The organism is Flavicella sediminum (assembly GCF_006381105.1).
GTDB lineage: Bacteria > Bacteroidota > Bacteroidia > Flavobacteriales > Flavobacteriaceae > Flavicella > Flavicella sediminum.
In genome coordinates this window covers 304,023-318,080 of sequence record NZ_VDET01000002.1, presented here as the reverse complement: position 1 = coordinate 318,080, position 14,058 = coordinate 304,023, and the positions used below count along the sequence as shown (strand labels likewise).

6 protein-coding genes are annotated in these 14,058 nt (G+C 35.3%); 3 read left to right on the top strand and 3 right to left on the bottom strand.

Annotation, left to right across the window (positions count from 1 at the left end; genetic code table 11):
• Nucleotides 1-45: 45 nt before the first annotated feature.
• The 3 genes from FGM02_RS02180 to FGM02_RS02170 all read right to left on the bottom strand — a co-directional run bounded on the left by FGM02_RS02180 (nucleotide 46) and on the right by FGM02_RS02170 (nucleotide 8,349).
• Complete coding sequence (locus FGM02_RS02180; RefSeq protein WP_139956495.1) at nucleotides 46-1,965, bottom strand: RagB/SusD family nutrient uptake outer membrane protein; 1,920 nt, start codon at nucleotides 1,963-1,965, stop codon at nucleotides 46-48.
• 11 nt (nucleotides 1,966-1,976) lie between these two features.
• Nucleotides 1,977-5,048 (bottom strand): SusC/RagA family TonB-linked outer membrane protein, encoded by a 3,072-nt coding sequence (locus FGM02_RS02175; protein WP_139956493.1) that lies wholly within the window; start codon nucleotides 5,046-5,048, stop codon nucleotides 1,977-1,979.
• Nucleotides 5,049-5,277: 229 nt separating this feature from the next.
• On the bottom strand, nucleotides 5,278-8,349 hold the full coding sequence (locus FGM02_RS02170) for a glycoside hydrolase family 2 TIM barrel-domain containing protein (RefSeq protein WP_139956491.1): 3,072 nt from the start codon (nucleotides 8,347-8,349) through the stop codon (nucleotides 5,278-5,280).
• Between the two features lie 502 nt (nucleotides 8,350-8,851).
• Between FGM02_RS02170 and FGM02_RS02165 the strand changes: the two genes are divergently transcribed.
• Genes FGM02_RS02165 through FGM02_RS02155 form a run of 3 tightly spaced genes read left to right on the top strand, consistent with a single transcriptional unit; the run spans nucleotide 8,852 to nucleotide 14,057 of the window.
• Nucleotides 8,852-11,023, top strand: a complete 2,172-nt coding sequence (locus FGM02_RS02165) for a hypothetical protein (protein WP_139956489.1) — start codon at nucleotides 8,852-8,854, stop codon at nucleotides 11,021-11,023.
• Between the two features lie 57 nt (nucleotides 11,024-11,080).
• Nucleotides 11,081-12,610 carry a sulfatase family protein gene (locus tag FGM02_RS02160; RefSeq protein ID WP_139956487.1) on the top strand — a complete coding sequence of 510 codons (1,530 nt, stop codon included), beginning with the start codon at nucleotides 11,081-11,083 and terminating at the stop codon, nucleotides 12,608-12,610.
• A gap of 10 nt (nucleotides 12,611-12,620) precedes the next feature.
• A complete protein-coding gene (locus FGM02_RS02155; RefSeq protein WP_139956485.1) occupies nucleotides 12,621-14,057 on the top strand; it encodes an arylsulfatase in 1,437 nt (478 codons plus the stop codon).
• Nucleotide 14,058: the final 1 nt, after the last annotated feature.

Genomic DNA, 14,058 nt, shown 5'->3' with positions numbered 1-14,058 from the left:
GTTTAAAGTTTTTAGTTAATGGTATTTCGAGTATGGCAATACATTTTACCAACCATCTGTTTGTCTAAATGATGGAACTGCTTCAATTTCACCTGAAGGAATTGGCCACCAATAATTTTTTTCGCTAAACGTTTTTTTCAAGTCACTTTGTTCTACATTTTCATAACTAAATCCTGTAGGATAAAGTGCAGACACGCTACCTTGCCAACGCATTTCTAAAAACTCAACTTTTAGGTTCTCTTCTAAATGAGCTGTTTTCCATCTTCTAATGTCGTCATATCTAAATCCTTCAAAACAAAATTCAATAGCACGTTCATTTCTAATTCGTTCTCTAAGTAAATCTTTAGACCCTGAGTAAGCTGCATTTACATTTGGCATTCCCACTCTATTTCTAATCATATTTACTGCATCAAGCGCCGTTAAGCTTTGTCCAGGAACAGCACCGTTTGGTCCATAGGCTTCGTTTGCTGCTTCTGCATAGTTTAAGTAAGCTTCTGCCATTCTAAACATAATATTATTCGCATAATAGTCTAACTGACCTTTCCATCCCTGTGTTAAGAAAAATCCATTAGGGATCCACTTTTTAATACGCAAACCTGTACGGTTTTTTACTTGCCATAAACGGTTGTTTGGTGTGGTCGGACTGTGTAAATCCAATCCGAATTTATTATTTTCATTTACGATGGCTAAATCTGCAGCTCCTGATTTATTCGTTGCATTTGCCGTAGTTACTGTCCAAGGTGTACCATGATATAAAATAGCGTTGTAAAATCTAGGATCTCTATTGATAAATGGTTCTTGTGGGTTGTAGGTAGGGTCGTCTTCAATTGGCAATCCATTTTTTGTCTCAAATTTTTCTACAAAATTAGCTAAGGCTCCAATATTCATCGGATTGTTATTTCCTTTTGCAATATCAAATCCAACCGTTAAATAGGTTCTTGGAAGAGGCGCTAAAGTACCACCACCACCGGCTGTAAAATCATTTACCTCCATAAAGATAACTTCTTGTGGAACTACCTTTGATTTTCCAGGACCTACAAACATACTTCTGTAAGGCTCTAATTGAGCAGGTTCGGGAACAAAAAGATCTGCACCGTCATGGTCAACATCCATGCTGTTAGCATTCGGAGCATTTACAAGTGAATACAAACCATTTGCGTTGGCATAGTTGATAAGGTTTGAAGCAGCTGCTGCCGCATCTAACCAAGCTTGTTGGTCGTCTGTTGTGTTTACTAAAGGACTTGCAGCAAATAAAGTAATTCTAGACTTTAATGCCATGGCAGCTCCTCTTGTAGGTCTTCCGGCGTTTTCTGAAGACCAATTGATAGGAAGCAAGTCAATAGCTGTATCCAAATCGTTTAACATGTCTACTAAATTACTAGCATACGATTCTCTTTCCTTTTCCAAAGGCTCATTCAAACTTAAGTTTTGTTTTAAGTAAATAAGACCTCCATGACGCTTGGTAATTAAATGATGGAAATAAGCTCTTAAGAAATAAGCTTCTCCTTCTAAGTTAGCTACTTCTTCAGGAGTTGAATTGTTTATTTTATTGCTGTTTGCTAAAAAGCTATTTACTGTACTAATACCCTTCCAAGATTCAAAATATCTTGACGTAAAATTAGGAGTTACTGCAGTTGCAGGATTTGGAGCTAGGTTTATCAAACTTAAATAATCTGAATTTGCGTAAGCCATATATCTTTCTGGCACACTATTTCCCATTCTTCCTGGATAGCCTTCTCCAGACATAGTCATACCTGGTAATATGTCTGGTGAACTTCCTTTTGCACTTACTTCTGAAATTAGATAGGTATAGGCCCCATCTAAATATTTTCTAGCCAAACGAATGTCACTAAAAACATCATTTTGGTCTAATCCGTCAAAATCTTGTACTTTGTCTAAATAATCTTCACAGCTACTAAAAATGCTAGCTAAGATTAAAATGTATGTATATAAAGTTGTTTTCATAATTTTTAATTTTAAAAGCTCATATTTAAACCTAGATTAATTCTTTTCAATATTGGGTAAGAACCAGGAGAGTTTCCTTCTGGATCAGCATATTTCATATCAGAAAAAGTAAGTAGATTGGTTCCGCTTAAATAAATTTTTAACTTTTTGATGCTTTTATTGTCTTCCATATTAAAGTTATAACCCACATTTAAACTTCGTAACTTGATATAATCCAGACTAATAATTCTAGCGGTGGTTGCAGCGGCTAAATTTGGATTGTCTTCGCCAACGTGTAAAGCTGGATATTTAGCATCTGTATTTGTAGGTGTCCAGTAATCTAATTGCTCATAACGTCCTGCAGAAACACCGCCTGGAAGCGCATAGGCTAAACTGCTATTTACAAGTCCTTTATGACCTTCAATACCATTAATTAAAGCGCTTACCGACCAACTTTTGTAAGATCCACTTAGTTGTAAGCTATAAGTATGTTGTGGTGCATTTGGTAAATCAAATCGAATTTGATCTTCTAAATTGGTACCTACAACAGTTCCATTGGCATTGTAATCAATATATCTGTAATCTCCCAATCCAGGAGCACCAGCATAATTAGGGTAGTTTACAAGCTCGTCAATGTTTTGGAAATATCCATCTGTTTGTAATAAGGCAGAAGCTCCCGCTGGTTTTCCAGCAACCTTCGTGTATTCTGGGGTTCCGGCTCCATCTGCTGCACTTTTAAGAATTCTATTTTCATAAAATCCATAAATAGCAGTGGCAGAATATTTAAAGCCACCATCAGTTCTGTTTTTATAACCTAATGTAATTTCGTAACCATGGCTTTCCGTGGTATTTAAATTACCGAAAGGAAGTCCTGTAACAAAACCAGCATATCCAGGGATGGTAGCAGAAGGTCTAGCAATTATTCCTTCTCTGTAATCTTTGAAAAACTCAACTTCTCCTGTAATTTTACTATTGAAAAGTCCAAATTCAACACCAAGGTTTTCTTTAGTAACTGTTGACCAAGTTAATTCTTCATTTCCAAGTTGTGTTTCTCTAATTACTGACAAACGACTGGTGTCACCTTCTCCAAAATTATATCTCCATGTTGGCCTTATATTAGCAGTTCCGCTAATATTGTCATAGAAACTTAAATATTGCCATCGATTCGTTCCTAATCCACTTTTTGTTCCAGTTTTACCATTAGAATATCTAATTTTAAAATTGTTGATGGCAGGAATGTGCTCTTTTACAAATTTTTCTTTTGCTAAGTTGATACCTACAGAGTAAGATGGGAAAAATTTAAAACGTTGTCCTCTGGCAAAAGTTTCATCACCATTGTAGGAACCATTTATTTCTGCAAAGTAATGTGCATCGTAATTGTAAGTTGCTCTACCTACCCAAACTTCTTCATAATAAGGGAAAGCTGTATTGAGAATTCTATTGTTACGACTAACAGCTGCTAATCCTGTAACGTTGTGTTTTCCAAAAGAACGCTTGTAGTTAAGTTGTGCTTTTAAATAGGTGATTTCTTGGGTGTTTTTAAGACTTTCACTTCCTAAATTAAAATCGAAAGGACGTTCGTAATCCGCTCCTTCAAAAGAGTCCCAAGTACCATCACGTTTTAAATCGTATCTATCCAATCTTGTCTCTAAAGAAGAATCAAATTTTATTTCACTTTCAGTTTGGTAATTACTAACGTAATTGTATTTACCAATAAAAGTTAAACCTTGTGTAATGAAATCTAATTCTTGTTCTAATTGAAAATCTATAGAGAAAATAGTTTTTAAAACATTTTTAGATCCACTTAAGTTGTTACCTACACTTACACTAATTGGAAATCTGTTTTCTGCCAATCCTGGATAAAGAGGGTCAGGATATTGTTCCATAACTTCAGCAGGGTAATAAGGTACACCTCCACCTGGAGCAATGGTATACAAACCTAAAAAGTTTCCACTTCCACCAGCTTGGTTACGATCTTCAACACGGTTGCTAATACTTGTTTTTAATTTTGTTGTTTTCGTAAGCTTAAAATCTAAATTTCCACGAAACGAATATCTTTGAAATTTATATTCTGGGTCAAAGTTGAAAAACTGTTCTGAATTTGTAATATCTCCTTCTTGTAAATATCCAGCAGAAGCATAATATTTTACAAATTCATTTCCACCTCTAACAGAAATAGATTGGTTAAAACTTGTCACAAAATCTTTTGTCGTATAGTCTACCCAATCCGTATTCGGATAGATATAAGGTAAATCTCCATTTTTCCAATGCGCTAAATCTGTTGGCGAAGAATATCCCGTATTAAAGGCTGCATCATTATAAACACCAACATTACGAGTGCTTTCTGCTGTGTAAGCATCTAAGGAATCGTAAGTGTCAGGATATAATTTCATAGAAACCTCACTCGTAACACTTACTACAGGTTTTCCTATTTTACCACGTTTGGTTGTGATAATGATCACACCATTGGCACCTCTAATTCCGTATACAGCTGTTGCAGCACCATCTTTCAAGGTACTAACAGTTTCTACATCTCTAGGGTCAATATTAGCAAATCCTCCAACAACTTCCACTCCATCTACTAAAATTAATGGATTGGCATTACCACGAATATAAATATCTCCGTCATCTGCTCCAGGTTGCCCTGTACTTTGTACAATGTTAAGTCCTGCAGAAAGACCACTTAAGGCATTCGTAATATTAGCAGATCCCGATTCTAGTAATTTTTCACCCTTTACTTGGCTAATAGCACCAAGAACACTTTCTTTCTTTTGGCTACCGTAACCCACGATTACAATTTCATCAAGTTCCGAAGCGTCTTCTTTTAAAACAAGCTTGATTGTTTTTTGAGTTTTAATAGCAATTTCTTGTGTTACAAAACCGATATAGGAAAAATTTAAAATTTGACCCTGTTCAGCTTTAATTGTGAAATTTCCATCAAAATCTGTAATAACACCTTTGGCGGTGCCCTTAATCATAATGTTAACACCCATAAGAGGTATTGCTGATTCATCTGTCACTGTACCCGAAACAATGGTTTCTTGTGACCATGCCGAAACAAGACTAAAACAGCACAGAAAAAGTGTAATTATCTTTAATTTCATAATTTAGTTAGTTTATGGTTTTATTGTTTATTCAATCCTAAAAAATATTTTTAAGATTCATACCTACAAATCTAGTAGCTTTTGGGGTTTTGGTTTTCTCAATTAAGGGGTTAAAATGTTGCTAAAGTTTTCATAATTTTTCAGAAAACCTTAAAAACACTGGGCTCCCGAATATACAGTATGCAAGTAGTAAGTCTTTTGAGAAAAGTTTTAGATTAAATTGAAAGTCTTATTGGATGCTGATTTCATCTACTAAAATTTCATGATTATTGACTGATTCGAGTTGTATAGTATTTGCTCCCCTATCAATTTGAATGGAAGTTTTTACTTTGTTCCAATCATTTCCTTTGTGTTTTGTGTTTGGTAAAAAGAGCTTGTTTTGTACGGGCTTTCCATTGACAATAACTTTGATCGCTGTTCCTGAAGTGTTGTCTGTTTTTGAGCTGTAACGAATGTATAAATCTGCAGAACCTGCACCGCCATCATTTTCTTGGTACCAAGAAATAGTTGCTCCTTTTTTAGCCATACTCACAAAGCCTTTTCCTTTATAGTTTTTTCCTTTTGAAGAAATATGAGCTTTTTTTAGTGTAGCTTCTTCAGCTTGTTCTCCTATTTCTACATCGTTAGCTATGGTTTTATTCCAGGTAAATCCTTCATTTTTTCCAAATTTTTCCTCTAGAATTTGTGTTGACTTTCCATCAACTACGAGCAGAGCTTTTACTGTAGTTTCTGGTTCAATAGCAAAACTTCCTTTGTAAAGAGTAGCTTTTTTTGTTGGGGTTGCTCCATTTATTGTATAATAGATTTCAATATTAGGATTGATTTTAGTGCCTCTTAAATTGATGATTTTGCTATCTATACTTACTAGGTTGGAAGTGATTAATTTCTTTTCACCTAAAATACTGCTAGCTAATAAGTTGATGTTGTCTGTTGCATTGGTGCTTGTAATATAAGCACGGGTTAATCCATAAAAGGCTTTTCTATGATTGGGGCCTACATGTTGTTCTACATCTACAGGGCTTCCGTTATCTAAAGCTTTAATCCTACCGGCTCCAAATACATTAAAAAAGGTTCTGTTTTCTCCATAAGGATAAAAGGTTCCGTTAGCATCTGTAGTGGTTACTCGTACTTGAACTAGATCGTCTTCTACAGTAGCTAAAGAAGCTCCATCTACAGACAATGCAATTTTAGAAGGTTGGTTTGCTGTTTTTACAATTTCTTCTGAAGCCACTTTTCCGTTTTTATAGCCAACAGCTTTTAAGGTTCCGGGTTTCCATTTTACCAACCACTGACATTGCATTTCTTCCCAAGCGGTTCCTGGTTTTTGTTTCCCTAAAGAGGTTTCATCAAAAAATAATTCTACTTCATCGCAATTAGAATATACCCAAACTGGAATATCTGTTCCTAAAGCTACTTTTGGATGGGTCCAATGCGGTAAAACATGCACCATTGGTTTGCTAGTCCACTGACTTTGGTATAAATAGTACAAGTCTTTTTCAAAATTTGCTAAATCAATAGCCCCTCCCATAAAAGCTCTAAAAGGCCAACCTCCATGTACATATCCTGCTTCGCCAATATAATCGTGACCCGTCCAACGGAAAGAACCTGCATAGGCTGGAACATCTCTTAGTTGCTCGATGTTTAAACGTGAAGAAACACGGACAGTTGCATTGTCGTAACTTGAATTAAATATTTGTTTTCTGTTCTTTTTTTTGCTCTGTTCGGTCCAATCGTGTGTGAAAACTTCCTTTTCTGTTAAATCTGCAATAAAATAAGGTCTTTGGTTTTTGTTAGGAAAGCCGTCTCTAAACCAAGTTTTGGTTCTGTAATAACCTCTTACTTGCCAAGTATGTGTGTTTTCTGTTCCAATAAAAACTTTTCCTTTTTGATGCTTTTCTAAATTTTCTAAAAACCCTTTCTTTTCACTACCACCATTTACACCTAAAACATTCATTTGGTCTGAACCTGAATGCCCGGAAGTTACAGGACGAGTAGGGTCCAAAAGATTGCATTCCGCTACTAAGTCTTTAGCAATAGGACCACGAGTTTCGTTACCAACACTGTAAATCACGATAGATGGGTGATTTCTGTCTCTTTTGATCCAATCGGTTAAGTCTTGTTTCCACCATTTATCAAAATGATGAGCTCCATAATCGTTTTTGGCTTTTTTCATCCATCCATCAAAAATTTCATCCATCACTAGCATTCCTAGTTTATCACAGATATCATAAAACTCAGGTGTTTGTGGGTTGTGAGCTGTTCTTATAGCATTCACACCCATGTCTTTTAATTGTTGAATTCTAAACTTTAAAATTTTGTAAGGTACTGCAGCTCCTAAAGCTCCTGCATCTTGATGGTTACAAACTCCTTGTAGTTTTACGTTTTTACCGTTAATCCACATACCTGTTTCTGCTTTCCAAACAATATCACGAACACCAAATTTGGTTTCTACAATATCTACCACCTTTTTACCAGATAACAATTCAGTTTTTAACGTATACAAATACGGTGTTTCTACTGACCAAAGTTTTGGATTTTGAATTTCTAAACCTGATTTTACAAGGGCTTCCTTTTCTAGTTTAATTTTGTCTACGGCAGTGGCTACTACCACTCCATTTTTATCAATTATAGAAGTGACAAGATTTATTTTTTTACAATCATCATTTGTATTCGATACTTCGGTTTCTACAAAAACTTGATTGCCTTCCGTTTTAATAAAAATACCATTTCTGTTGATTTGCGTATTGTTTTTGATGTCGATCCAGGTATGTGCGTAAATTCCACTACCCGTATACCAACGTGCTGAAGGTTGTTTGTCATTATCTACACGAACTGCAAAGGTTATCGTTTTTGAGGTTGAAACAGCTTCGCTAATATCGTAAGCAAAAGAAATCCACCCGTAAGGTCTGGTGCCTAATTCTTTTCCATTTGCCCAAACAGTGCTATTCATAAATACACCGTCAAAAGCAATTTCTATCTGTTTTCCTTTCCAATTTTCAGGAACTGTAATGGTTTTTCTATACCAACCGAAACCAGCAGGTAAATAACCACATTGTGCACCCATTGGGTTGCTTTCATGATACTCACCTTCAATACTCCAGTCGTGAGGTAAGTTTAAAGTTCTCCAAGTAGCGTCATCAAAATTAACCTGTTCTGCTCCTGGAATGTCTTGTTGTATAAATTTCCAATTTGCATCAAAGCTAAGTCTTTCAACGTTGTTTGTTTTAGGATTGTTCTTGTTTGCATATCCTGAAAACAGGCAGCAAAGAATAAAAAGTAATGCTAAATTTTTGATCCTCATTTTTTAGTTGATTTATTTTGATTCTAATGATGTTCAAATATATCTCCTTAGCATTTTTAGTGTATATCAAAAATGACCTACATATGTTGCAAAAATAACAAAAGCTTAATGATTATGTAAGTTTCTATTCTTATTTAATGTGTGTTGTTTTTTTAGGTGAATGATTTTAAAGATGTTTTTGAAGTTTACATCTTCATTTAAAAACGACTTTCTTGAAAGTAGGGCTGCGTGCTTTTTTAGAAATCTAAATGAGATGGTTTTTACCGTTTTTAAAGGGTTTTAAAGTAGATAAGTAACATTACAACCCCTTAATTGAGAAGTTTGTAACAGGGCTAGCGCTTATTTTTGTGTTTAACATTTCTATCGGCCTTTGGGAAGGATAGGGTTTAAGCAAAAATGGCGGTCCGTATAAAAAGCTATGTGATTTGAAAGTAGCAGCTGTCTTTTGTTTTTAATAAATATTTCGAAGTACCCAATACAAATAATAAAATCAAAGTTTACAATGAAAAAAAATATAGCAGTCCTTTTTACCTTATTAATTTCAGCTTTTATATCTGCGCAAACGACTATTTATACCAACGACATGGATTATGTTATTGGGGATGCAAAACAAGCATTTATTCAAAATAAAATTACGACAGAGACACAAGCAAAATATTTATTAGAGGGGATGAAAAACTTGGGAGTAAACGGTATTCGTATTCCTATTTTTGCTGATGGACACACCCCAAACAAACCGATGTTTGATTATTTTTATAAACTAGCTGTAGCAGAGGGGTTTCCTATTTTTGCCAACCCGGCTCAATCGAGTGGAGGACACAGAGTAGCTTGCGGAATGTTAAACGGTGAGCTTTGTCCTGTAAAAGATGACAACAACAAAACGGCCACCTTAATAAATAGAATTGAAAGCTTTGCTTCAGAATATCCTTGCAAATGGATCAATCCTTTTAATGAAGATGGAAGGCCTGGACAAGCATGGAGTAAAGAACAAATCAATACTATTTATGGTTATTTAAAAACAAATGTAAATGGTGCTGAATTGATAGGGTCTTGTGCTTGGGGAATTCCTGCAAGTATTCAGGTAATGAATGAAACAACTATGAAAGATAATATTACAGTTGCCGCTACGCATAATCTTGGATACAATCATGAAGATTGGGATGATTTTATAGCGGTAGCCAAAGCGGCAAATTTACCTGTTTGGGATTCTGAGGTAAATCATAATATTGGAGAATCTAACAATAGAGGTACTCGTATAGAAGTTGCTATTGCAGCTAAGGTAGACGGTTTGGTGATGTACAATATTTGGAATACGATCAACTTAAGCAACGGATCTATAAACAATACAGGAAGAGTTATGATGGATATCTATTTAAAGGAAATGCCATCTTTGACTCCGAATTATAAAATAAATAATGGAGATTGGATTGAAAACTCGGCGGCACTTGTTGCGCAAGGAAATACAATTCAACTAGCTCCTTTACCAAGTAAAGGTACATGGAGATGGAATGGTCCCAATGGATTTACCGCAACTACAAGAGAAATTTCGATCACTAATTTTAATTCAAACAATTCAGGTCGATATGTCGCTTCTTATACAAGTCCTGAAGGAAATGTAAATCATCTTACAGTTACCGTGGCCTTGCAAAACGAAACTCCAATTGTTATTACGCCATATTATCAAATAGATGGAGGTAGTTGGAAAACAAATACAACGGTACAGGTTAGTGAAGGAAGCAAATTGGTACTTGGACCTAATAGTTCTTCTACCGGAGGGTGGACATGGAAAGGACCTAATGATTTTTCTGCAACAAATAGACAAATTACAGTTTCTGGCGATATTCCAGAAAGTGCTAGTGGAGTCTATCAACTAGCACATATTAATACTAATGGAAATGGAGCGATAATTAGCTATAACATTGTTGTTGAACGTTCCGAAGTGCCTTTTCCAGATCCAAATGCACGCTATTATATCGATTCTCCTGAAAGAAATGTGCGATTGGGGGCAGATGGGAGCAAGGCAATTGCAACTTCAAGAACAACTACAGGCTATCAAGTAGAATGGACAGTAAAAGAATCTACGACAGCAGGTTATTATTACATTAATTGTATTGGTAGTGTCGCTAAACCTAGAATTAGAACCCAAAGAAATACAACGCCGCAAATGATTGGTTCGGCCTCAACAGGTGGTCAAACAAAATGGCGCTTGACAGAAAGTGTCAACAGTACTTTTTATTTAGACACGGCCTTAGATAAAACAGCTTATCCTCGATTGCAAATTAATGCTAGCCAAGAGCCTGCCATGATTAATAGCTTTACAGAAGATGGCAGTGTTCGATTTACGTTTACAGATACTAAAAAAGGATTTGTTGGAGATGATGCTCATTTAGCAGTTGACGATTTTTCAAAAAACGCTTTGGAATTATTGTTTCCAGGAATAGCTAACAATCAAGGAAAAGTGTTCCAACCATTAAATATGATAAACGGAATTACAGAATATGAGTTAAACATCTACAATATTCACGGGCAAAAAGTATTTACTTCAAATGCTATTGAAAATGGATGGAGTCCGAGTATTGATAAAAAAGGAATATATAGCTACAGCGTGAACTATCAAATATTTGGTGGACGTACAATGCGTCAAAACGGAATGTTTTATTGCAATATAAAATAAATACTAAGAACGCTATTAATGCTAAAGCAATATGTTTAGAGGTTAAAAAATTTAAAAATGAAGATAAAATTAAATACTTGGAGATTCTTGATCTTGTTGATACTGGTCGTTTCTAGCTGTACAACGAATTCAAAAACAATAAAAAAAACGAATAAAGTTGCAGATACGGCACCCAATATCATTGTCATCTACTTGGATGATTTAGGATATGGGGATGTAAGCTGTTATGGAGCTACAGAATTGCAAACTCCCAACATAGATGCTTTGGCAAATGGAGGTGTCAAATTTACCAACGGATATGCATCTTCTGCTACCTGTACACCTAGTCGCTATGCAATGCTAACAGGAATGTATCCTTGGAAAAATAAAAACGCTAAAATATTGCCAGGAGATGCACCTTTATTAATAGACATCAAACAACAAACCTTACCAAAATTACTTTCTAAAGCAGGCTACCAAACCGCTATTATTGGAAAATGGCACTTAGGTTTGGGAGCTGGATTTGTCAATTGGAACGAAACCATAAAACCAGGTCCTAACGAAGTTGGTTTTGATGAAGCATATATTTTAGCTGCAACTCAAGATAGGGTGCCTACCGTTTACATTGAAAACGGAAACGTGGTAAATCTAGATAAAAAAGATCCTATAGAAGTAAACTATAAAAAGAATTTTAAAGGGCAACCTACTGCAAAATCAAATCCGGAGATGTTACTCATGAAATGGCATCACGGACACAACAATAGTATTGTTAACGGAATTCCGCGTATTGGATACATGAAAGGTGGTGAAGCTGCTAAATGGACAGATACCGACATGGCAGATCACTTCTTAACTAAAGCACAAACCTATGTTAAGAATCACAAAAAAAATCCTTTCTTTTTGTACTACGCAATGCAACAACCACACGTACCTAGAACTCCTCATCCACGCTTTGTAGGAACATCTGGAATGGGGCCAAGAGGTGATGTTATTTTAGAAGCCGACTGGTGTATTGGTGAATTCATGAAAACTTTAAAAGAAGAAGGAATTTTAGAAAACACATTGATTGTTTTTTCTAGCGATAACGGTCCTGTTTTAAATGATGGTTATTATGATGATGCTGTAGAAAAATTAGGAAAACACGATCCTAAAGGAGGTTTACGCGGAGGTAAATACAGTTTGTTTGAAGCCGGTACACGTGTTCCTTTTATTACTTATTGGAAGAATCATATCAAACCTAGTGTATCTGATGCTATTGTTTGTCAAATGGATTTATTGGCCTCTTTAGGAAATTTAGTAGGTATAGAAGAAGCTACAACGGATAGTAAAGATTTGTTAAGCACTTTGTTAGGACAAGATAAAAAAGGCAGAGATCATTTAATTATTGAAGCAAAATCGAACACCGCTTTACGTAGTGGAGATTGGATGATGATTCCTCCTTACAAAGGAAACGCTATGAATAAAAAAGTGGGTACGGAAACAGGTAACACTCCTGATTATAAGTTGTATAATCTTAAAAAAGATAAAGGGCAGCAACACAACTTAGCAAAAGAAACCCCTGAAAAGTTGGAAGAAATGATTCAGCTTTTTAAACAATTAAAACAATAAAAATAATTCTATGACCACTAAAAATTTAAGTTTACTGCTCATTTTTTCAGTAATTCTATACAGTTGTAAAACGACGAGAATTCAAAAGAAAGAAAAAAAGCCCAGTATTATTTTTATCATGGCCGATGATTTAGGCTATGCCGATTTGGGAGCCTATGGGCAAACGAAAACCAAAACACCAAACTTAGACAAATTGGCTGCTGAAGGAATGGTGTTTACCAACCACTATGCAGGATCAACGGTTTGTATGCCGTCGCGTGCAAGTTTGTTAACAGGTTACGATCAAGGGCATGCCAGTGTTAGAGGAAATCCAGTTTGGACAGAAAGTGGTAAACCTGTAAATCTAAAACGCAATGAAATAACAGTGGCTACAGAACTTAAAAAAGTTGGATACAAAACAGCTGTTATCGGTAAATGGGGACTTTCAGAAGGTGTAGATAATGAGAATATGCCATCAGAACACGGTTTTGATTATTTTTTAGGATACAAAGAACACCGCCATGCACATCATTATTACTGGGATACCTTATACCACAATAACGATCCGTTTATTTTAAAAGACAACAATTTTGCGCTAAAGCAAGGGAAATATACGCATGATGTTTTTGTAAATGAAGCTTTGAGTTATGTAGAAAGAGAAAAAGACAATCCGTTTTTTCTATATGTCGCCTTAACTATTCCCCATTTAGAATTAACCGTTCCGAAAGAATCTAAAGAACCTTACTTAAACTTAGGATGGCCCAAGCGTAAAATGAATACGAAAGGGCATTATAAAAATGATGCAGAAGGAAATACGACCTATGCAGGAATGATTTCTCGCATGGATAAAGATTTAGGGAAGTTATTCAGCAAATTAAAAGAATTAGGAATTGAGGATAATACCCTTATTGTTTTTACAAGTGATAATGGGCCTGAATATGAAAAAAAGGATCGTTTTTTTAATAGTAACGGAGCGTTAAGAGGTGGGAAAAGAGATTTGTATGAAGGAGGAATTCGTATTCCATTTATTGTGAAGTATCCTGGTAAAATTGCTCCTGGATCTAAAAGTGATCACATTTCTGCTTTTTGGGACTTTTTACCTACGGCTTGTGAACTTGTGGGGATTACACCAACTAATAAAAATTTAAATGGAATTTCTTTGGTGCCAGAGCTATTTGGAAATCAGAAACAACAAAAAACACACGATTATTTATATTGGGAGTTTAACGAAAAACAAGGGCCTATCCAGGCTATTCGTAAAAACGATTGGAAATTGGTTTGGAAATTGGAAGGGAAACCTGAGCTATACAATCTTTCATCAGATTTAAGCGAAACCAAAAATTTGGCTTTGCAAGAATCAGAAAAATTAGAAGAAATGTTAGAACTGTTAAAAACAGCAAGAACTGAGCATGCGGAATTTCCTTTAACAACAAGAGCTATTGTACTTAAAAAAAGAGGCAACAAATAAT